This is a genomic window from Nonomuraea sp. NPDC050310, from assembly GCF_040655795.1.
In the GTDB taxonomy this organism is placed as follows: Bacteria; Actinomycetota; Actinomycetes; order Streptosporangiales; family Streptosporangiaceae; genus Nonomuraea.
In genome coordinates this window covers 25,678-46,270 of the sequence record NZ_JBFAKP010000005.1, presented here as the reverse complement: position 1 = coordinate 46,270, position 20,593 = coordinate 25,678, and the positions used below count along the sequence as shown (strand labels likewise).

The 20,593-nt window shown below is 73.2% G+C and carries 20 protein-coding genes; 9 read left to right on the top strand and 11 right to left on the bottom strand.

Going from position 1 to position 20,593, the window contains the following annotated elements; genetic code table 11:
- Positions 1-4: 4 nt before the first annotated feature.
- A complete protein-coding gene (locus AB0I67_RS15330) occupies positions 5-1,204 on the bottom strand; it encodes an aminotransferase class V-fold PLP-dependent enzyme (RefSeq protein WP_357923403.1) in 1,200 nt (399 codons plus the stop codon).
- A gap of 37 nt (positions 1,205-1,241) precedes the next feature.
- Between AB0I67_RS15330 and AB0I67_RS15325 the strand changes: the two genes are divergently transcribed.
- On the top strand, positions 1,242-2,636 hold the full coding sequence (locus AB0I67_RS15325; protein ID WP_357923401.1) for a PLP-dependent aminotransferase family protein: 1,395 nt from the start codon (positions 1,242-1,244) through the stop codon (positions 2,634-2,636).
- Between the two features lie 59 nt (positions 2,637-2,695).
- Here AB0I67_RS15325 and ligD read toward each other — a convergent pair whose 3' ends face one another.
- From ligD to AB0I67_RS15295, 6 genes are all read right to left on the bottom strand, one after another.
- The gene (gene ligD, locus AB0I67_RS15320; protein WP_357923399.1) at positions 2,696-3,715 is read right to left on the bottom strand and encodes a non-homologous end-joining DNA ligase; all 1,020 of its coding nucleotides are present in this window, start codon (positions 3,713-3,715) and stop codon (positions 2,696-2,698) included.
- Positions 3,716-3,886: 171 nt separating this feature from the next.
- Complete coding sequence (gene add, locus AB0I67_RS15315; protein WP_357923397.1) at positions 3,887-4,825, bottom strand: adenosine deaminase; 939 nt, start codon at positions 4,823-4,825, stop codon at positions 3,887-3,889.
- 50 nt (positions 4,826-4,875) lie between these two features.
- Entirely contained in the window at positions 4,876-5,973 is a 1,098-nt protein-coding gene (locus AB0I67_RS15310) for a winged helix DNA-binding domain-containing protein (protein WP_357923395.1), read from the bottom strand.
- 10 nt (positions 5,974-5,983) lie between these two features.
- Complete coding sequence (locus AB0I67_RS15305) at positions 5,984-7,414, bottom strand: wax ester/triacylglycerol synthase family O-acyltransferase (RefSeq protein WP_357923393.1); 1,431 nt, start codon at positions 7,412-7,414, stop codon at positions 5,984-5,986.
- Between the two features lie 50 nt (positions 7,415-7,464).
- Positions 7,465-8,004, bottom strand: a complete 540-nt coding sequence (locus AB0I67_RS15300) for a hypothetical protein (protein WP_357923391.1) — start codon at positions 8,002-8,004, stop codon at positions 7,465-7,467.
- A gap of 147 nt (positions 8,005-8,151) precedes the next feature.
- Positions 8,152-8,844 carry an alpha/beta hydrolase gene (locus tag AB0I67_RS15295; protein WP_357923389.1) on the bottom strand — a complete coding sequence of 231 codons (693 nt, stop codon included), beginning with the start codon at positions 8,842-8,844 and terminating at the stop codon, positions 8,152-8,154.
- A 63-nt stretch (positions 8,845-8,907) separates the two neighbouring features.
- Here AB0I67_RS15295 and AB0I67_RS15290 point away from each other — a divergent pair, with 63 nt between their 5' ends.
- On the top strand, positions 8,908-9,849 hold the full coding sequence (locus AB0I67_RS15290) for a tyrosine-type recombinase/integrase (RefSeq protein ID WP_357923387.1): 942 nt from the start codon (positions 8,908-8,910) through the stop codon (positions 9,847-9,849).
- A 5-nt stretch (positions 9,850-9,854) separates the two neighbouring features.
- Here the strand turns inward: AB0I67_RS15290 and AB0I67_RS15285 are convergent, their stop codons facing one another.
- Positions 9,855-10,826 carry an SDR family NAD(P)-dependent oxidoreductase gene (locus tag AB0I67_RS15285; protein ID WP_357923385.1) on the bottom strand — a complete coding sequence of 324 codons (972 nt, stop codon included), beginning with the start codon at positions 10,824-10,826 and terminating at the stop codon, positions 9,855-9,857.
- Between the two features lie 66 nt (positions 10,827-10,892).
- Here AB0I67_RS15285 and AB0I67_RS15280 point away from each other — a divergent pair, with 66 nt between their 5' ends.
- From AB0I67_RS15280 to AB0I67_RS15250, 7 genes are all read left to right on the top strand, one after another.
- A complete protein-coding gene (locus AB0I67_RS15280; RefSeq protein WP_357923383.1) occupies positions 10,893-11,492 on the top strand; it encodes a helix-turn-helix domain-containing protein in 600 nt (199 codons plus the stop codon).
- 151 nt (positions 11,493-11,643) lie between these two features.
- Entirely contained in the window at positions 11,644-12,390 is a 747-nt protein-coding gene (locus AB0I67_RS15275; protein WP_357923381.1) for a MerR family transcriptional regulator, read from the top strand.
- 294 nt (positions 12,391-12,684) lie between these two features.
- Positions 12,685-13,536 carry a hypothetical protein gene (locus AB0I67_RS15270; RefSeq protein WP_357923379.1) on the top strand — a complete coding sequence of 284 codons (852 nt, stop codon included), beginning with the start codon at positions 12,685-12,687 and terminating at the stop codon, positions 13,534-13,536.
- A complete protein-coding gene (locus AB0I67_RS15265; RefSeq protein ID WP_357923377.1) occupies positions 13,533-14,243 on the top strand; it encodes a YciI family protein in 711 nt (236 codons plus the stop codon). Before AB0I67_RS15270 ends, AB0I67_RS15265 begins: the two co-directional genes overlap by 4 nt.
- 18 nt (positions 14,244-14,261) lie before the next feature.
- Entirely contained in the window at positions 14,262-15,803 is a 1,542-nt protein-coding gene (locus tag AB0I67_RS15260) for a sigma-70 family RNA polymerase sigma factor (RefSeq protein WP_357923375.1), read from the top strand.
- Between the two features lie 408 nt (positions 15,804-16,211).
- On the top strand, positions 16,212-16,868 hold the full coding sequence (locus tag AB0I67_RS15255; protein WP_357923373.1) for a lysophospholipid acyltransferase family protein: 657 nt from the start codon (positions 16,212-16,214) through the stop codon (positions 16,866-16,868).
- Positions 16,869-17,019: 151 nt separating this feature from the next.
- Entirely contained in the window at positions 17,020-18,618 is a 1,599-nt protein-coding gene (locus AB0I67_RS15250; protein ID WP_357923371.1) for a penicillin-binding transpeptidase domain-containing protein, read from the top strand.
- 19 nt (positions 18,619-18,637) lie between these two features.
- Here AB0I67_RS15250 and AB0I67_RS15245 read toward each other — a convergent pair whose 3' ends face one another.
- The 3 genes from AB0I67_RS15245 to AB0I67_RS15235 form a co-directional block, all read right to left on the bottom strand.
- A complete protein-coding gene (locus AB0I67_RS15245) occupies positions 18,638-19,210 on the bottom strand; it encodes a TetR/AcrR family transcriptional regulator (protein WP_357923369.1) in 573 nt (190 codons plus the stop codon).
- A 9-nt stretch (positions 19,211-19,219) separates the two neighbouring features.
- Positions 19,220-20,056 carry an alpha/beta fold hydrolase gene (locus tag AB0I67_RS15240; RefSeq protein WP_357923367.1) on the bottom strand — a complete coding sequence of 279 codons (837 nt, stop codon included), beginning with the start codon at positions 20,054-20,056 and terminating at the stop codon, positions 19,220-19,222.
- A gap of 175 nt (positions 20,057-20,231) precedes the next feature.
- The gene (locus tag AB0I67_RS15235; RefSeq protein ID WP_357923365.1) at positions 20,232-20,498 is read right to left on the bottom strand and encodes a DUF3040 domain-containing protein; all 267 of its coding nucleotides are present in this window, start codon (positions 20,496-20,498) and stop codon (positions 20,232-20,234) included.
- Between the last annotated feature and the right edge of the window lie 95 nt (positions 20,499-20,593).

The following is a 20,593-nucleotide window of genomic DNA, read 5'->3' as shown; positions in this document are numbered from 1 at the left end:
TACTTCACCCGCCCATGCTAGAGGCGGCGAGCTCGGCGACGGCGGCGACGACCTCGGCGACCTCCTGTTCGGTGTTGTAGTAGTGCGGCGACAGCCGCAGGCACCACTCGACGTCCTTGTCGCCGAAGTCGAACTGGGCGAAGTGCCGGAAGCTGAGCGCGGAGTTGATCCGGCGGGCGTCCATCGCCGCCTTGAACGGCTCGGCGGCCCAGCCCTCGACGGCGAAGGTCACCAGCGCGCCGAGCTGCCGTCCGTGGTCCAGCACGCGGACGCCGGGCAGGGCGGCCAGGCCGTCGCGCAGGCTCGCCGCCAGGGCGGGGGTACGGCGGGCGATGGCGTCCATGCCCACCCGGCGGGCGTACCGGGCGGCCTCGGCGCAGCCGAGCAGGACGGCGTAGGGGAACTCCCAGTCCTCGAACCGGGCCGCGTTGCCGACCGGCTGGTAGCGGCCCGGCTCCACCCAGCGCGCGCCGTACATGTCGATGAACAGCGGCTCGTACCCCGCCCGCAGCACCCGGTCGGAGACGTACAGGAAGCCGGACCCGCGCGGCCCGCGCAGGAACTTGCGGCAGGTGGCGGTGAGCAGGTCGCAGCCGATCTCGGCGACGTCGAGCGGGTACTGCCCGACCGACTGGCAGGCGTCGACCAGGTACAGCAGGTCCAGCTCGCGGCAGTGCCGGCCGATCTCGGCGACCGGCTGGACCAGGCCGGAGTTGGTGGGGATGTGCGTGGCGGCCACCAGCCGGGGCCGGTGCCGGCGCATCAGCGCGGCCATCGCCGCCACGTCCACCCCGCCCTCGGGCAGGTCGGGCGCGTGCACGACCTCGACGCCGAAGCGCCGGCGCAGCGACAGGAAGGCGATCTGGTTGGAGATGAAGTCGTTGCGGGTGGTCAGGATGACGTCGCCGGCCTCGAAGGGGATCGCCGACAGGGCGGTGGAGTAGGCGTGGGTGGCGCTGGAGGCGAAGGCGATGTTCTCCGGGGCGCAGTTGAGCAGGGCGGCGGTCTCGGCGTAGAAGCCGCGCACCTGCTCGGCGCGGGCGGCGGCGGCCTCGTAGCCGCCGATCTGCGCCTCCAGGCGCAGGTGATCGGTCATCGCGGCCAGCACCGGGGTGGCCGGCAGGCCGCAGCCGGCGTTGTTGAAGTGCACGACGTTGCCGGTGCCGGGGGTGTCGGCGCGCAAGGCCACCACGTCCAGAAGCAATTCTGCATTGATGCCGGAAGCGCTATTATCATCTCTCATGTCGGACAGTAGCAGTTCTGCGGAGCTGGCCGCCACGATGCGGGCGATGATCGGCCGGATGGCCCCGGGCGAGCGGCTGCCGACCAGCCGGGAGCTCATCCAGCGCTACCGGGTCGGCCCCGGCACCGTCTCCCAGGCCATCGCCGCCCTGGCCGCCGAAGGCGTGGTGATCAGCAGGCCGGGCAGCGGCACCTACGTCGCCGAACGTCCCCGGCGGCGCGCCGAACCGGCCGACACCGCCTGGCAGAGCGTGACCCTGGCCGACCGCAGCGTCGAGACGCGCCTGCTCACCTTCCAGGAGCCCGCGCCCGGCACGATCCTGCTGGACGGCGGCTACCTGCACCCCTCGCTCCAGCCGGCGCAGCTCCTGAGCGCGGCGCTGGCCAGGGCCGCGCGCCGGCCCGGCGCCTGGGACCGGGCACCGGCCGCCGGGCTGGCGGGGCTGCGGAGCCTGTTCGCCGCCCTGGCCGGTGACGGCGTGCGCGCCGAGGACGTGCTGGTCACCGCGGGCGGGCAGAGCGGGCTGTCGATGGCCTTCCGGGCGATCGCCGCGCCGGGCGACCCGGTGCTGATGGAGTCACCGACCTATCCGGGCGCGATCGCCGCCGCCAAGGCGGCCGGCCTGCGGCCGGTGCCGGTGCCCATGGACGGCGACGGACTGCTGCCGGACTTGCTGGCCGACGCCTTCGCACTGACGCGGGCCCGGGTGCTGTACTGCCAGCCGACCTTCCACAACCCGACCGGGGCGGTGCTGGCGCCGCACCGGCGGCGGCAGGTCCTCGACGTGGCGCGGGCGGCGGGCGCGTTCGTCGTCGAGGACGACTTCGCCCGGCACCTCGGGCACGGTGGGCCGGTGCCGCCGCCGCTGCTGGCCGACGACCGGCACGGGGTGGTGGTGTGGCTGACCTCCCTCACCAAGCCGGCGGCGCCGAGCCTGCGCATCGGGGCTCTGGTCGCTCGGGGGCCGGTGCTGGAGCGGTTGCGGGCCATCCGGCTGGTGGACGACTTCTTCATCGCCCGGCCTCTGCAGGAGGCGGCGGTCGAACTGCTCAGCTCGCCGACCTGGGAGCGGCATGTGCGCGGGCTGGGGGCGGCGTTGCGGGAGCGGTGCGCCTCGCTCGTGGCGGCGCTGGCCCGGCAGGTGCCGGGGTGGGAGGTGGCGCGGGTGCCCGGGGGCGGGTTGCACCTGTGGGTCCGGCTGCCGGACGGGGTCGGGGACGTGGCCGCCGCCGAGGCGGCCCGGGGGGCCGGGGTGGCGGTCAGCGCGGGTCACCGGTTCTTCGCGACCGAGGTTCCGGCCGCCCACCTGCGCCTGGCCTTCGCCGCCACCGCCGACCCGGCCGACCTCCTCGAGGCCGCCCACCGCCTCGCCCCCTTGGGAGAGCCGAGCTAGCCTGCGCGCCCGTTCGGGGGCGTCGGCTAGCCTGCGCGCGCCCGTTTGGAGGGTGTCGGCTAGCCTGCGGCGGCTGTGCCGGTTCCGTGGCCGTGGCCCGGGGTGGGGCGGATCTGGTCGGTGGTGACCCGTTCGGCCGGGATGTCCGGTCGCAGTCCGCGCCACGACGGGTGCCGCAGCCGCCGGTCCCCGGTCAGCTCGGCGTAACGCACCTCACCCACCAGCACCGGCTCGGCCCAGCGCGCGGTGCGGGCATGCGGAGCCGGCACCGGCGAGGCGAACGGGCTGTGCGAGCGCTCCAGCCGGGTGAGCCGCCCGAGCAGATCGGCCAGCATCGCCTGCGTGAACCCGGTGCCCACGTTCCCCACGTACTGCAAGCGGCGGTCGGCGTCATAGGCCCCGAGCAGCAACGAGCCGATGGTCGTCTGGCGTCGCCCGGTGCCCTGCGTCCAGCCGCCGATGACCACGTCCATGCCGGCCCAGTTCTTCACCTTCGTCCACTCGGCACTGCGCCGCCCCGGACGGTACGGGCTGGACAGCCGCTTGACGACCACCCCCTCCAGCCCGAGGCGGGAACTGGCGTCCAGCGCCTCCTGCGCGTGCCCGAGGAACTCGACCGGCACCTGCCACCGAAAGCCGGGCGTCACGATGCTTTTGAGCACCTCCCGCCGCTCTCGGTAGGGAAGGTGGATGGTCGTCGAGGCGTCCACGTGCAGGATGTCGAAGACCATGTACGTCACCGGCACCGTGCGGGCCAGTTGCCCGGCCCTGGCCGCGTTCTGCTGCATCCGCCCTTGCAGCGCCCCGAACGACGGCACCCCCTCGTCGTTGAACGCGATGATCTCCCCGTCCAGGACCACGTCATGCCCGCCCACCGCCCCCGCCAGCGGATACAGCTCCGGGTAGGCCAGTGTGATGTCCTTGCCGGTCCGGGAGGCCAGCCGCAGCCCGCGCCCCTCGACGTAGCCGAGGCAGCGGATCCCGTCCCACTTCATCTCGACCGCGACGCCGGCCTCTTCCGCAGCAGTCGGCAGCGACCCTAGCTGCGCCAGCATGGGCTGGTAGGCGGGCAGAGGCATGAGCCGGGCATACCCGGACCACCCAGCCCCCAGCGCCCCCGCCACGCAAACAACCAGTCAAACCCCACCCACCCCGCGGGGCGTCCCAACACAGCCCACCAACCCCCCGGGCCCTCCCGATGCGGCGAGCACCCCGACAGACGGAACTGCCCCAGTACGACCCCCAGCCCCCTACGAAGAGCGATAACCCGCAATCTCCGCCAACACCCGCTCCTTAACCGCCGCAGGCGCAAAGCTGGCCCGCACCGAAGCCCGAGCCAACTCCCCCACATCCAGCCCGAAAACCTCCGCAGCCACCCGATACTCCCCACCCAACGAGGTCTCCCCGTCGGTGTTGAGCGTCACCACCAGCCCAGCCTCCACCAGCCGAGCCAGCGGATGCTCCGCCATGGATCCCACCAGCGACAACATCACGTTGGACGTGGGGCACACCTCCAGCGGCACCCCCCGCTCCCGCACCTCCGCCACCAGCGCGGGATCGTCCAGCACCCGGATCCCGTGCCCGATCCGCTCAGCCATCCCCACCTCGAGCGCCTCCCGCACGCTCTCGGCCCCCGCGCTCTCCCCCGCGTGATGCACCAGGTGCAGCCCGAGATCCCGAGCCTCCCGCAGCACCCCGGCGAACGGCTTCAGCGAGTGCCGCTCGTCCCCGGCCAGCCCGACCGCGACCACCTGCTCGTAGCGCGCGGCCAGCTCGACGGTACGGCGCAGCCGCTCCACGGGCCGCCGCCGCGAGTGGTCGAGGATGACCCGCGTCTCCAGGCCGTACCGCTGCCGCCCCTCCTCCAGCCCTTCCAGCACCGACTCCAGCGGCATCTCCAGCGCCCCCACCCGTTCGCCGTGCGAGGCGGCGGTGAAGGTCACCTCGGCGTAGCGCACCCCCTGGGCGGCCTCGTCCTGGCAGAACTCCACCGCGATCCGCCGGAAGTGCGCCGGCTCCGTGAGCAGTTCGCGCACCTTGGCCCGCTGGTCGGCGAAGTCGCGGAAGTCGGCGAACCGCGTCTCGGCGGGCCCGGCGGGCTCGGCGATCGCGCCGCCGCTCAACTCGGCGATCGTCCGGGGCCGGATGGTGCTTTCCAGGTGGGTGTGCAGGTGCGCCTTGGGGATCACCCGGCCAGCCTAGAGCCGGCCCTCCCGAGCCTGTCCCCCAGGCCCGGGCTTCAGCGTGAGCCGGGCCACTCGCTCGGCGGCCAGCTTGTCGCGGAGCTCGCATCGGCGAGCCAGCGGATCTCCCCGCCGTCGTGCCCGGCGAAGGCCAGCAGCCGGGCGCCCTCCGCGGCCAGCTCCTCCCGCGCGTCCTCGCCGAGCGGCTCGAACGGCAGGATGACCAGCGAGCCGTTCACCATGTCCCAGATCCCCCCGACGGTCCCGTCCACCAGGAAGGTCGGGTAGACGATCGCGCCCACGCAGATCCGCCGCCGGGCCTGCGCGGTCATGATCCGGGAGCGGTCGTGGTGGGCGACCATGAGGTTGTCGAACCACGGCAGGAACCGCGCCGGAGCCGGGGTGTCCGGGTCGGCCAGCGGGGCGTCCGGCAGGTCGAACAGCCCGCCGGGCAGCCGCTTGAGCGGCATCGCCTCGATCACCTCACGCAGCCGCGTCAGCCCCGACCACGCCTGCACGTCCATGATCGTCGCCGGTCCGAAGGCGGCCAGGTAGCGCGTCACCAGCCGCTCCACTTGCGGTAGCTCCTCGACGGGCCGGCCGAGCCACTCCTCGGCCAGGGTGAAGGGCGTGGCGCCCTTGCGGTTCCAGGTGCCGTTGGGCGGGGTGTGCACCAGGGGCAGCAGCGCCTGGGCCGACCAGCCGAGCGCCAGCTTGTCGTACTGCGGCCACCGCTCGGTCAGCAGCGCGCCGAGCTGCGGGCGGGTCAGGGTCCGGCCGGTCAGCAGCTCGCGGGCGTGCCCGGCGAACTCCTCCAGGTCCAGGCCCCGGGTGTCGCGGCCGAAGGCGGCCTGGCGGGAGCGCGACATGGGGGCCTGCATCAGCGGGCGCAACCACAGGTAGTCCTCGGCCGCGGTCAGGTGCTGGGTGCCGCGCAGCAGCGACGAGCGCACGACCTGCTTGCCGTACAGCAGGCTGGTCAGGTCTTCCAGGGCGAAGGCCGACAGCCGCGACCACAGCCCGAGGTAGGGCGGGTTGGGCTCCTGCCCCTGCAGGGCGACCAGGTGCCGGACGGCCTCCAGCGGGGTGAGGGGGGCGCGGCGCAGCAGGAGCTGGCGTTCGAGGGTGGTGCGGTTCAACGTCCTGTCGTCCATGACCCCAACGCTACGGAGTATCGCGGCAAGCTTCGTTCCGCAATTCGTCGAGGGATTTGCGCAGGTCGTGGGTGAGCTCCCACGGGTCGGGCACCATGCGCCGGTCGGTGACCACGCCGACGTCGACGGAGCCGTTGTAGGAGAAGGCGGTGATGTTGACCCCGCCGCTCACGTCGGTGATCACCGAGACCGGGTAGTGGGTCAGCAGCCGCGCCCCGCACACGTACAGCGGGAACTGCGGGCCCGGCACGTTGGAGATCGCCACGTTGATCGGTGGCATCGTCTGCCCCACCAGCCCGAAGGCCGAGCGCGCCGCCAGCCCCATCAACGCCGCGGGCATCGACTCGGAGAACTCCCGCAGCCAGCGCGCCGGCGCCAGCGAGAACCGGTCCTTGATCCGCCGCATCGCCTGCTGCACGTGCCGCAGCCGCTCCACCGGGTCCTCCAGGTGCACCGCCAGCGGGGCGGTCATGATGGTCACCTGGTTGCCCGGCTCGGTCCTCCCCGCCTCACGCAGCGAGAACGGCACCCCGGCCACCAGCGGCCGGTCCGGCACCCCGCCGTGCGCCTCCAGCCAGCGCCGTAACGCCCCGGCGCACACGGCCATCACCACGTCGTTGACGGTCACCCCGAAGGCCCGCCGTACCTCCTTGACCTCCTCCAGCGGCAGGCTGACGAAGGCGAAGCGGCGGTGCGCCGACAGCGGGCCGCTGAACGGCGTGCGCGGCGCGGGCAGTTGCGGCAGGCGCGGGGCCTGCCCGGCGCCGGCCGCGCGCCGCGCCAGCCGCGACACCAGCCCCGCCCCGGGCAGCCAGGAGACCACCGGGATCTCGTCCAGGTGCGGCACCGCCGCGGCGGCGAACCGCACCGCCTGCGCCGGGTTGGCCGCCAGCCTGGTCAGCGCGTGCCCCACCATCGCCAGCGGCGTCGGCGGCTCCTCGTCCTCCTCCGGCGGTACGGCAGGCGGAGGCGCCGGCTCGGGCGTCAGGTCGAGCAGCGCGGCCAGCACGTCGGCCCCGCCGATCCCGTCCACGGCCGCGTGATGGATCTTCGTGTACAGCCCCATCCGCCCGCCGGACAGGCCGTGGATCAGGTAGATCTCCCACAGCGGCCGGCTGCGGTCCAGCCGCCGCGCGTGCAGCCGCGAGACCTGCTCGGCGAGCTGGCGGTCGTCCCCGCGCGGCGGCAGCCCGATCTCGCGCACGTGGTAGTCGAGGTCGAGGTCGTCCTCCCGCACCCAGTACGGGTGGTCCAGCCCGAGCGGCACCGGCGCCAGCTTGCGCCGCAGGGCCGGCACGTACGGCAGGCGTTGCTGGAGCAGATCCTGCAGGTCGCTGCGGTTGACGTCGCCGTCGAGGATGGCCAGCCCCGCGATGTTGGCGTGGTTGGTGGCGGTCTCGAAGTGGAGGAACTGCGCGTCCAGAGCCGTCAGCTGCGCCATGTCACGAACCAACCAGACTTCCCCGGGCACTTCAAGGGGGCCCCCGCGGCTCAGCTCCAGCTCGCCCGGCCGAGGATCGAGCCGAGGCCGGCGGTGCTCCACTGGTCGAAGACGAGGATCTTCGACGTGGGCAGGTACCAGACCCGCTCCCGGTAGGACAGGCTCGTCCACTTGCCCGTCTGCGTCGAGCAGCCGACGCGCCACACGCTGTAGGCCGCCTTGCGTCCCGCGCCGGCCGGGCGCAGCCCGCTCTCCAGCAGCTTGCCCGGGAAGTCCTCCACGTACCGCTTGTCGGGCAGGCAGGCCGACAGCCCGTTGCCCGGGTGGTACTGCGCGTCGGGGCGGTAGGGGTTGCCGTGCCGCCCGTAGGAGATGCCTTCCGGCCCGACCAGGTGGAAGCCGCGGCACTCGGCCGCGCGCCGGTCGCAGCGGCCGGTCTTGACGTGCAGGCCCCAGACGTCCTTGGCGACCTTCCAGGTCTTGGGGATCTGCAGCGTCATGCCGCGGAAGGTCAGCGGCTTGGTCGCCGTGCCGTGCGCGGGGGCGCCGGTGAGCAGGAGGGAGGCGGTCACGGCCAGAGTGGTCAGCATGATCTGGAGGCTAGGGCGGGCCGCTTGTGGCTCGGCTGCAACGCTCTTGTGGCGCGCCCGTTGGTGGCTCGGCTGCGACGCTCTTGTGGCGCGCCCGCTTGTGGCTCGGGTGCACGTGTCGCGCGCTCGCGGCCGAGCCGCGCGGGGTCAGATCCAGCCCTCCAGCGAGGCCAGGAAGGCGGGCAGGTCGTCGCGGTGGATGCAGTGCCCGGCGCCCTTGACCGTGCGCACCTCGAACCCGGCCGCGCGCAGCCGCTCGGCGTCCTCGGGGGTCACGGTGAAGCTGGGGTCGGCCAGTTGCACCAGCGACGGCACCACCGGCGGCGGCGTGTGGTCGGCATCCGCCGAGGCCCGCACGGTGGCGAGGAAGTCCACGTCGAACAGGGCGAACCCGGCCAGTTCCGCCTCGACGTCCGCCTCCGACCAGCGCGGGTTCATCTGCCGCACCGACGCGGCGGTGGCGGTGAGCACCATCTGCCGCATGTACTCCGTCGCGCCGGCCGGCACGTTGCCCAGCTTGAACCCGGGATCGGAGTAGATCGCCCGCTGGGGCCGCAACCGCTCGACGGCCAGCGCGAGCGACAGTCCGCCGAGTGAGTGCCCGATCGCCACGTCCGCCCCGGCGGGCAGGTTCTCGGCCAGGTCGTCGCCGAGCAGGCCGGGCGCGTACTCGCCGCGCGGGCTCAGCCCGTGCCCGCGCAGGTCGGGCGCGATCACGCGGTAGCCGCGCGCGACCAGCTCGTCGGTCACCGCGTGCCAGGTGCGGTGGTCGCTCATGCCGCCGTGGATGAGCAGGGCGAGCCGGTCGCCTTCGCCACGCTCGTGCAGGTTCAGCTTCATCGGGGGGCTCCTCACTGGATGCTGATACGTATAACCTAGCGGCATTCTGGCATGATCGGCAGGGTGAGCCTGCCCGTCCTGCCCGCCGAACCGGTCCGTGACCCCTACCACGTCTACCTGGACTCGCTCACCAGCCCCGAATCCCGCCGCACCATGCGCGGCTGCCTCGACCGCCTGGCCCGCATCCTGACCGGCGACGACACCGTCTCCGGCGCCGGACTGCCCTGGCACCGCCTGCGCTACGAGCACACCGTCCGCATCCGCACGATCCTCACCGAGCAGGGCTGGTCGGCCGCCTACGTCAACAAGCACCTGGTCGCGCTGCGCCGCGTCCTGAAGGAGGCCTGGCGCCTGGGCCAGCTCACCGCCGAGGACTACGCCCGCGCCTCGGACCTGTCCCCGGTACGGCAGAGCCGCCTGCCCACCGGCCACCACGTGCCGCCCGAAGTGGTCGGCGCCGCCCTGGCGAGCTGCGACGCCACCCCCGCCGGCGTGCGGGACGCCGCGCTCATCGCCCTGCTCTACTCCACCGGCTGCCGCCGCTCGGAGGTGGCCGGGCTGACGCTGGCCGACTACGACCCGGCCTCGCGCAGCCTGCGCGTGCTCGGCAAGCGCGACAAGCAGCGCCTGGCCTACCTCACCACCGAGGCCATCGCGCTGCTCGAACGCTGGCTCGCGGTGCGCGGCGACGCGCCCGGTCCCCTGTTCTCGCCGTTCACCAAGTCCGGGGGCCTGCGGCCGCGGCCGCTCAGCGGGCAGGGCATCGCCGACATCCTGGCCCGGCGCCTGGGCGAGGCCGGGGCGCCCCGCCGTACCGCGCACGACTTCCGCCGCACCTTCATCGGCGAGCTCCTGGACGCCGGCGTGGACCTGGCGACCGCCCAGGCCCTGGTCGGTCACTCCTCCCCGGCCACCACCGCCCGCTACGACCGCCGCCCCGAACGCACCCGCCGCGAGGCCGTCGACCGCATCAAGCTCCCCGAGGCCCGCCCGCTGCGCGGCTGACCGCCTCAGGCGTCCAGCAGGGAGTTGATCATCTCCTGCAGCCGGGCCCGCCCGACGGAGCCGAGCGCGCCGCTCAACGCCTGGGCCAGCTTGTCGAACGGGTCGTCGGCCGGCAGCTCCCGCACCTTCTCGGCCAGCTCCTCCACGCTCCACAGCCCGTCCTTGTGCATGTGATCACCGAGGGACCAGCCGCGGTTGAGCGCGACCGTGCCACCGCGCACCGACAGCACCTGGCCGGTGAGCGGGCAGGCCGGGCTCGCCAGGTAGGCGGCGACCGGCGCGCACGCGGCCGGGTGCAGCGGATCGAACCGGCCCGCGGGCGGCTCCTCGCTCATGCCGGGCACGGCGAGGGTGAGGCGGGTGCGGGCCATCGAGGGCGACAGGCAGTTGACGCGCACGCCGTACCGGCCGAGCTCCAGGGCGGCCACCGTGGTCAGCGCCGCGACCCCGGCGTTGCCCGCCGCGTAGGCGGCCTGGGCGGGCAGCGGGTTGAGCAGCCCGGAGCCGGAGGAGGTGTTCACCACCGCGCGGTCGGTGCGGACCCCCGCCTCGTACTGCTCGCGCCAGTGGCGGGCCGCCCAGCGCGTCACCGCGAAGGTGCCCTTCAGCTTGACCGCAACGACGTCGTCGAAGTCCGCCTCCGGCAGGTCGCTCAGGCCACGGTTGCGTTCGATGGCCGCGTTGTTGACCACGGCGTGCAGGTCGCCGAAGGTCTCCAGGGCCGTCTGCACCATGCTGCGGGCGTCGTCCCAGGCGGCGACGCTGCCGGTGCTGGCCACCGCCTGCCCGCCGCGGGCTGTGATCTCCTCGACGACCTTCGCGGCCACCCCGGCGTCGCCGCCCGAGCCGTCGACCGCGACGCCCGGATCGTTGACCACGACCTTGGCCCCCTCGGTGGCGAAGAACAACGCCTCCTCCCGCCCGATGCCGCGCCCCGCTCCGGTGATGAGGACGACCCGTCCGTCCAGACTTCCCATGATGGTGCTCCCTTCCACTCGCTGCAGTCTATGTATTGATTCATAGACTGCACTAAACTGAGTGGTGTGGAGAAGCACGGACTACGCGAGCGCAAGAAGCAGCGCACCCGGCATGCGCTCATCGAGGCGGCGGTGCGGCTGTTCGAGGACCAGGGCTACGACCAGGTGACGGTGGCCGAGATCGCCGACGCCGCCGAGGTCTCGCCTCGCACCTTCTTCCTGCACTTCCCGGCCAAGGAGGACGTGCTGCTGGCCGACGCCGACCTGCGCGTCGACCTGGCCCTGCGGGCGATCGCCGAGCGTGACCCCGCCGAGCCGCTGGCCGGCGTGCTGGTGCGGGCGATGGACCAGATGATCGCCCACGCCTGGGACAGCGACCTGCCCACCGGGCTCGCCGCCCTGCGCGCCCGGCTGGCGGCCTCGGTGCCGGCGTTGCAGGCCCGGCTGCTGCAGCGCTACCTCACCGCGCAGGCCGACCTGGCCCAGGCCCTGCTGCGGGCCTTCCCCGGCCGGCTCGACGCGATCACCGCCTCCGCCCTGGTCGGCGCGATGGTCGGCGCGGTCGGCGCCGCCGCGCTGACCGCGCTGCGCCGCGGCGACGGACCCGACGAGGTGCGCGACGCCATGCGGCAGGCCACGGCCCTGGTGGCCCGATCCGTCACCTGACCCGTCGGGGACCGCGTGGCCCCAGCCGACTTTTCCAGGCCGCGCGGGCCCCCGGCCGAGTCTTTGGAGGTCACGCGGGCCCGGCCGACTTTTGGGGGCCGCGGGGCCCCCGGCTTGACCTTGACGCGACGTCAACGTTTTTCATGGAGGTATGCGGATCGGCGAACTGGCTGCACTCGCCGGGGTCACCACCCGGGCCGTGCGCCACTACCACCACCTCGGCCTCCTGCCCGAGCCCGAGCGCCGGGCCAACGGCTACCGGCACTACACGCTGCGCGACGCGGTCGAACTCGCCCGCATCCGCCGCCTGTCGGAGCTCGGCCTGTCCCTGGAGGAGGTCCGTGACGTCCTGGCCGACGACTACGGCCGCGAACTGCGCGAGGTCCTCGCCGAGCTCGACGCCGACCTCGCCCGCCAGGAGGACGAGCTCAAGGAACGCCGCGCCCACCTCGCCGAACTGCTCTCCCGCGACTACCTCAGCGCCGACGAGCCCATCTCGCCGGTGATGGCCTCCCTGTTCACCGCCCTGCCCAACCCGCCCAAGGGCGGCCTGCTGGCCAAGGAGCGCGACTGGCTCGCCGTCCTCGACACCGCCGCACCGGTCGACGTCAAGATCGAGCTCATGGCGGTGCTCAGCCCGATGGCGCTCGACCACGCGGTGATAGCCAGGGTCAACGACCTCTACAGCCGGATGGACGCGCTCACCGACCCCGCCGACCCGGCCATCCCCGAGCTGGCCGAACGCCTGCTGGAGCTGTTCCCGCCCGGCATCGGCCCGACCGACGGCGACGTCCTGCGCAGCCCGTTCGGGCAGGCCTTCCTCGACGACCTCACCGAGGCCCAGGCCGCCGTCATCCGCCACGCCTTCACCCTCCTGCGCGAACGAGGCCCCGAATAGCCGAGACCCCCGATGACCGCCTCCTGGACCCGTCTCCTGGACCCGTCTGGGGACCCGTCTCCTGGACCGCTTGCTGGATCCGCTTGCTGGATCTGCCTCCTTGACCTGTCTGCTTGACCTGTCTGCTTGCGAATCGAGGTCCCGTATGGCCCGTCCCGAGCATCCGCCCTACGCCGCCCCGCCCGATCCCGGCCCGCCCCGAGCCGCCACCGACCCGTCACCTCAGCCAGGCCCGCCGCCCCGGGCCGATGCCGTCATGCCCGCACGCCCCGCGCCCGCCGAGAGAGGCCCACCATGATCCGCCTGGCCCGCCTGGTCGCCTACACCCTGATCCCCTTCGAGCTGGCCCTGGTGACCATCGTGCTCGCCGGAGTCCGCGTCCCCCTCCCGGTCATCCTGGCCGCCGAGCTCCTGGCGCTGGCCGTCGTCCTCTTCGAGGCCGCCGTCCTGACCGGCCTCTACCGCGCCGCCCGCCGCCGGGGCGCCACCCGCCGGGCCGCCCTCTCCGAAGCGGTACGGCAGGCCGTACCCGCCAGGGTCCGCCTGCTGATCGCCCACGAGCTCAAGTGCCTGACGAGCCTGGGCTACTGGATCGCCCGCCGCAAGCACGGCATCGGCCCCGGCCGGCGGGGCTTCGGCTACTTCCGCGGCCAGTCCACCACTCTGATGATGTGGCTGTTCGCGATGACCCTCGAAGGCTTCGCCTTCTACCTGATCATCCCCTGGCCCGTGCTGCACAAGATCATGCTCATCCTGCACGTCTACTCGATCGTCCTGGTCCTCGGCGTGATCGCCGCCGGCCACGTCCGCACGCACGTCGTCGGCGCCGGCGTGCTGCGCATCCGCTACAGCGCCGCCTTCGACCTGAGCGTCCCCCTCGGCCTGGTCGTCAGCGCCCGCATCGGCGCCAAGATCCACGACGGCGGCCTCATCCGGCTGGCCGACGACCGCCTCGACGTGATCGTCTCCTCTCAGACCAACGTCACCGTGCACCTGAGCGAGCCGGTCACCGTCGTCAGGCCCCTGGGCCGCACCGGCACCGCCAGCGTGATCCGCCTGTACGCCGACGATCCGCGAGAATTCGTCCGGGCGCTGTCGATTCCGGAGCCGGCCGCGCGTCATGGGGGCAAGGAGGTAACACCATGAAGTACGTGCTGTTCGTCTACGGCGACGAGAAGCCCTGGGCCGACGCCGGAGCCGCCGAACGTGAGGCCGTCTACGCCCAGTGGGGCGCCTACGAGTCCCTGCTCACCGAGCACGGCGCCCGCCGGGGCGGCAACGAGCTGGCCGCCTCGGCCACCGCCACCACCATCCGCAAGCAGGACGGCCAGGTCCTGATCACCGACGGGCCCTTCGCCGAGACCGTCGAGCAGATCAGCGGCTACATGGTCGTCGAGGCCGCCGACCAGGCCCAGGCGGTCGAGTTCGCCAAGGCCCAGCCGGGGGAGGTGTTCCTGCGGGCCGTCCACGACTACGGCCTGGACCACCTGGCCCCGGCCGAAGCGCCGCCGGGGGTGCGCTACACGCTGCTGGTCTACGGCCCGGGCGGCCAGGAGACCACCCCCGAGCAGGCCGCCGCCTCCGCCCAGGAGCACTACGCCTACATCGAGCTGCTCCTTGCCCGTGGCGCCTTCCTCGACACCGTCGCGCTGCAGGGGCTCGACACCGCGGCGCTCGTCCGGAAGCCGGGCGTGGAGGTCCTGATCACGCACGGGCCGTTCGCGGAGACCGTCGAGCACCTGGGCGGGTACTACGAGATCGTCGCCAAGGACCTGGACGAGGCGATCGAACTGGCCAAGGCCCTCCCGGAGCCGGTCGTCGAGGTCCGCCCTGTGGTGGAGTACAGCGGGTAGCCCAGGGTGGAGGAAGAAGTGCACCGCCCGGTGGAGGCCAGGAGGGCCGGAGATCCCCGCGATCCCGTCGCCCCCCGCGATCCCGTCGCCCCCCGCGATCCCGGCTCCCTCCGCGACCCCGCGGAACCCGTCGTCCTCGGGGATCTCGACGATTCCGGAGATCCTCGCGACCTTGGGGAGCCCGGTGACCTCGGGGATCTCGACGATTCCGGAGATCCTCGCGACCTTGGGGAGCCCGGTGACCTCGGAGATCCCCGCCACCCCCGCGACCCCGCCGTCCCGGGCAACGCCGCCACCCCCGCCACCCCCGCCACCTCCGGCGACCCCGCCACCTCCGGCGACCCCGCCACCTCCGGCGAGGTCGATGCCGGGGCCGGGGTGGCGGTCGAGCGGGCGTATCGGGAGCACTGGGCCCGGCTGCTGGCCATGCTGACCTCCGAGCTGCGCGACCTCGACCTCGCCGAGGAGGCCCTGCAGGAGGCCTACACCGCCGCCGTCACCGCCTGGCCACCCGTGCCGGCCAACCCGCCGGCCTGGCTGCTGACCACCGCCCGCCGCCGGGCGGTGGATCGGCTGCGCCGTACCGCGGTGGCGGCCAGGAAGCTCCCGCTGCTGATCGTGGACGAGCCCGACCACCACGAGGTCCCCGACGACCGGCTGCGGCTGATCTTCACCTGCTGCCACCCGGCCCTGTCCATGGAGGCCCGCGTGGCGCTCACGCTGCGCTGCGTGGGCGGCCTGACCACCCGGCAGATCGCCAGGCTGTTCCTGGTCAGCGAGGCCACCATGGCGGCCAGGCTCACCCGCGCCAAGAAGAAGATCAGCCAGGCCGGCATCCCCTACCGCGTCCCCGACGGCGAGGAGCTGACGCGGCGGCGCGACGGCGTGCTGGCGGTCATCTACCTGATCTTCACCGAGGGCTACGCCGCGACCGAGGGCGAGCGGGTCATCTCGCACGAGCTCGCCGGCGAGGCCATCGCGCTGGCCTCCCTGCTCGTCGGCCTGCTGCCCGGCGACAGCGAGGCGCGGGCGTTGCAGGCCCTGATGATGCTCCACCACGCCCGCCGCGACGCCCGCGTGCAGCCGGACGGCACGCTGGTCACCCTCGCCGACCAGGACCGCTCGCGCTGGCACCACCACGAGATCGCCGCCGCCCTGGAGGTGCTGCGGCCCGGCCCGCCCGGCCCGTACCTGATCCAGGCGGCCATCGCCGTCCAGCACGCCACCGCCGCCACGGCCGAGGAGACCGACTGGCGCGAGATCTGCGAGCTGTACGGCCTGCTCGAAACGCTCACCGGCTCGGCGGTGGTGCGGCTCAACCGGGCCGTCGCCGTCGCCGAGGCGCACGGCGCCGCCCGTGGGCTCGATCTGCTCGACGGTCTGGACCTGCCCGGCTACCACCTGCTGCCCGCCACCCGGGCCGAACTGCTGCGCCGCCTCGGCCGCACGGAGGAGGCCCTGGCGGAGTACGGCAGGGCGATCGCCCTGGTGGGGACGGCCCAGGAGCGGGAGTTCCTGATCACCCGCCGCCGCTCCCTGGACGAGGAGTCCACCCCCTGAGCCGAGCGAGCCGCCCCCGGCCCCGGGCGGGAGCGCACGAATCGGCCCCGCCGTCCAGACCCGGGGAGCGTGGGGAAGATCACGCCTCCCTCCGGCTGCTCCAGCCGAGGTCGCGGCGCTGGTCACCGGCCCGGCCCAGGCGAGTTCACGGTCACGGGCCGGCAATCTTTGGGCCGGATGGAATAGCGACCCCCGGATGTCCGTTAGCATCGGTAAGGCCGCTGTGGTCTGTGTCCCCCGGGCCGCAAATTACCGCCTTCACGGAATACCGTTCGGCTGGAGCCGTGTTGTGCCTCTCGCCGAGGAGGCGACCGCCACAGCGGCCTTAAAGCATCAGGGGTCCCGTCACATGACGGGGCCCCTGCCTTTATGGTGGGGTGCGCCGTCCCACGAGCCTGGAGTGATGCGTTGCTGTACGAGATGGTCAAGTTCGTCGCCGCCCCCACCGCGCACGTGCTGTGGCGTCCGCACATCTCCGGTGCGGCGAACGTTCCGGCCACCGGCCCGGGAATCCTGGCCGCCAACCACCTGTCGGTCATCGACTCCTTCCTCATCCCCGCGCTGCTGCCCCGCCACGTGACCTTCACGGCGAAGAACGAGTACTTCTCCGGCAACCCGATCTCCCAGTGGTTCATGCGCCTGGGCGGCAGCCTGCCGATCGACCGCGAGAGCGCCAGCTCCGCGCAGGCCATGCTGGACGGCGCGGCCGAGCTGCTGGAGAGCGGGCAGTTGTTCGGCATCCACCCCGAGGGCACGCGCTCGCCGGACGGTCGCCTCTACCGCGGCAAGGTCGGCGTGGCGTGGCTGGCGCTGAAGACCGGCGCGCCGGTGCTGCCGGTGGCGCTGTCCGGCACCGAGCAGGCGCTTCCGGCCGGGGCGAAGCTGCCGCGGCTGGTCAGCGTCGGCATCAAGATCGGCGAGCCGATGACGTTCAAGGGCGAGCACACCAACGCCCGCGACCGCCGCCGGGTGACCGACGAGATCATGGAAGCGATCCAGAAGCTGTCGGGCCAGGAGTACGTGCCGCAGTACGCCTCGTCGGTGAAGGCCCAGCCGGGCGAGTAGCACCCCGTCTCCCCCTCCAAAAGATCAAGCAAGCGCCGCAAAAAGGGATGAGTCATGCCTTATCGTCGCTAGGCTCGGTGGCCGGCCCCTACGGGAAGCATCACCAGGGGCCGGACCGGGCACGACAGGGGACACGAAGCAGGGGGTCAGAGTGGCGCGTGGCCGTACGATCGCGATCATCTCGGGAGCGAGCGTCCTCGCCCTGGCCGCAGCCGGAGGCGGCGCGTACTACCTCCTGCACACCCGCGGCACCCCCGCCGAGACCGCCCAGCGCTTCGCCGCCGCCTGGCAGGCCGGCCGGCTCGACAAGATGACCGCCGAGCTCACCGCCCCGGCCTCACTGGTCGCCTACGAGCAGCAGCGCAAGGGCCTGGACGTCGAGCAGACCAAGGTCACCCTCGGCGCCCCCGTCGAGGGCGACGGCAGCGCGGCCGTGCCGTACACCGCCACCCTGAAACTCCGCAACGCGGGCGAGTGGACCTACCAGGGGACCATCAACCTGAAAGTCCACGAACGGGCCTGGAAGGTCGACTGGACACCGGCCACCCTGCACCCCGAGCTCACGCCCGGCGCCGCCTTCTCCGTCAAGAGCGCCTGGCCGGCCCGCGCGGCCGTCACCGACGCCAACGGCGACCGCATCGACGACGGCGGCGCCGGCGGCTCGATCCAGCAGCTCGTCGGCTTCCTGGACAAGGCGACCAAGGAGGACGTGGCCAAGTACGGCCCCTCCTACAAGGTCGGCCAGGCCATCGGCCGCGGCGGCCTGCAGGCCACCTTCCAGACGCGCCTGGCCGGCATCCCCGCCACGCAGATCATGCTCGGCGGCAAGGTCCTGCACACCATCAAGGGCCAGAAGGGCAAACCCCTCGAAACCACGCTCGACCCGCGCATCCAGGCCGCCGCCGTCGAAGCCGTGCGCGAGGTCGACAAGCCCGCCTCGATCGTGGCGATCAAGCCGTCCACCGGCGGCATCCTGGCCGTCGTCAACAACCGCGGCGACATGAACCGCGCCCTGGACGGCCAGTACGCCCCCGGCTCCACCTTCAAGGCCGTCACCGCCCTCGGCCTGCTGGCCGAAGGCGTCAAGCCCGCCGACCGGGTGAGCTGCCCCAAGTACGCCTACGTCGGCGGCCTCAAGATCCGCAACTCCGAGCACGCCGAGTACGGCTCGCTCAGCTTCTCCGACTCCTTCGCCTACTCCTGCAACACCACGATCGCCCCCATGGCCCAGAAGCAGCTCGGCGCCGACAAGCTCCAGCAGGCCGCCGAGCTGGTCGGCTTCAACCAGCCGCTGCAGATCGGCGTGCCCGCCCGCCAGCCCAGCTTCCCGAAGGCCACCTCCGACTCCGAGCTGGCCGCCGCCTCCTTCGGCCAGGCCCGGCTGATCGCCACCCCACTCACCATGGCCTCCGTCGGCGCCGCCATCGCCGACGGCACCTGGCGCCCGCCCACCCTGGTCGAGGGCCGCAAACAGAAGGCCGAGCCGCGCCCGCTGCCGGACCAGGTGCTCAAGCCGCTGCACCAGATGATGTCCGCGGTGGTCACCAAGGGCACCGCCAAGGCCGCCGGCCTGCCCGCCGGGACCTACGGCAAGACCGGCACCGCCGAGTACGGCAACCCGGTGGCCGGCCAGCACGCCTGGTTCATGGGCTTCAAGGACGAGGTCGCCTTCGCGGTGATCGTCGAGGGCGGCGGAGGCGGCGGCAAGGTCGCCGCGCCGATCGCCGCCCGCTTCCTCAACGGCCTGTGACCGCCCGCCCCGGCCGGCTCTACGCGCGTACCCCGCGCAGCCACAGCTCCAGCAGCCGGTCGGCGTACCCGGTGGTCAGCGGGCCGGTCCGCAGCAGCCACCGGTAGTAGAACGGCCCGTACAGCGCCTCGACCGCCACGTCCAGGTCGAGGCCGGCCGGCAGGCCCGCGGTGCGCAGCCGCGCCTTGACCGCCTCCAGCGCCGGGCGCAGCAGCCGCTCCAGCAACTGCTCGGCCAGCACCGGGTCGTCCTGCACCTCGGTGTTGAGCGCCCGGTAGGCCGAGGCGAAGGCGGGGTCGTTGAACTCCGCGACCGTCTCGTGCAGCACCAGCCGCAGGTCGGCGGCCAGGTCCCCGGTGTCGGGCAGCACCACCTGCTCTTGGGCGGCGGCGTTGTGCCGTTGGAAGGCGTCGAACATCACCGCCGCCTTCGACGGCCACCACCGGTAGATCGTCTGCTTGCCCACCCCCGCCCGCGCCGCGATCGCCTCCACGGTCAGCTTCGCGTACCCGACCTCCTGCACTAGCTCGAGCGCCGCCGTCAGGATCGCCGTGCGCGAACGTTCGCTGCGGCGGGCGGGGTTGGGACTCATGCCGCCCAACTATACGGAACGGTCCGTCTTGCCGAGCAGCCCGGCCACCAGCACCGGAGCCAGCGCCGCCGCCCGCACCTGGTGATCCTGCCCGGCCACCACCTCGTGCCGCGCCCCGGCGAGCGTCGCCGTGATCAACCGGGCCGCGTCGTGGAAGAAACGCGGGCTGGCGCCGCCGCTCAGCACCAGCGCCGGTACGGCCAGCGAGGCCATGCGCTCCACCGGGAACACCCCGCCGCACGTGCCGTGCCCGAGCGCCGCCGAGTCGTAGGGCAGCACCGGAGCCAGCGCCTCCACCTGCGGCCAGTACGGCTCGCGCCGCATCTGCTCGACCTGCGCCTCCGGCGTGCCGGCCACCGTCAGGAACAGCGCCGCCGCCTCCCCGCCGCGCCCCTCGCGCAGCAGCCGGGTCAGCTCGGCGTAGTAGGCACGCCCCTCCTCGCCGTTGCCCGGGCTGTAGGGGCACTCGTACACCGCCACCCCGGCCAGCTCCACCCCGCGCGCCGCCGCCTCCAGCACCAGCGCCCCGCCCGAGGAGATCCCGTAGGCGTAGGCCCGTCCGCCCGCCGCGGCCACCACCGCCGCCAGGTCCTCCGCCTCGCGCGCCAGCGCCTCCTCGCCCGCCTCCTGCGCCGGAGCCTCCAGCCGGTACGGCGTGGCGTTGCCCGACCCGCCCCGCCCGCGCCGGTCGTAGTTGTACACGGTGAAGTGCCCGGCCAGCTCCCCGGCCAGCGCCGCGTTGGCGCTGCGGTCGCTGATCGCCCCGCACACCAGCACGATCGCCGGCCCGCTCCCCGCCCGCTCCAGCGCCAGCACCGTCCCGTCGGCGGATGTGACGTGCTCCATCGTCTCTCCCATGCTCGGCTGCGCGCCAGCCTCGCCACCCCCCGACCCCCCGTCAACCCCGCGGGCAAAGGGGAAGCGCGCGTCGCACGAAAAGGGGGCGGCCGCCCGCAGGACGGCTCGTCACGTGGCCGGCGGCCGGCGGCGGCCCGCTCCGGGACGGAGGCCTCCGGCGGGTCTACAGGGCCAGGGCGAGGGCGGTGTCGTTGCGCAGGACCATGATGAGCAGCGTCGCCACCAGCGTGGCGATCAGCACCCAGCTCACCAGGATGATCACCGTGGAGCGGCGCGGGCGACGGGGCACGGCGGCGTCACGGGACCTGGCCTCACCCCGGCCGGCCCGCCGGTTGAACGACTCCAGGCGCGCGACCAGTCGCGGGTCCTCCTCGACGAGGTGCTGCTCGATCTGGGCCAGCATCCGCTCCTCATCCTGCGACCAGGCCATGATGGATGCACCTCCGGAACGCACGTTCTGTGCCGACGTTCTGCCCACCCTTGAAGATCGTTATCCGCTCCTTGGCCTGGGAATTACGATCGCTT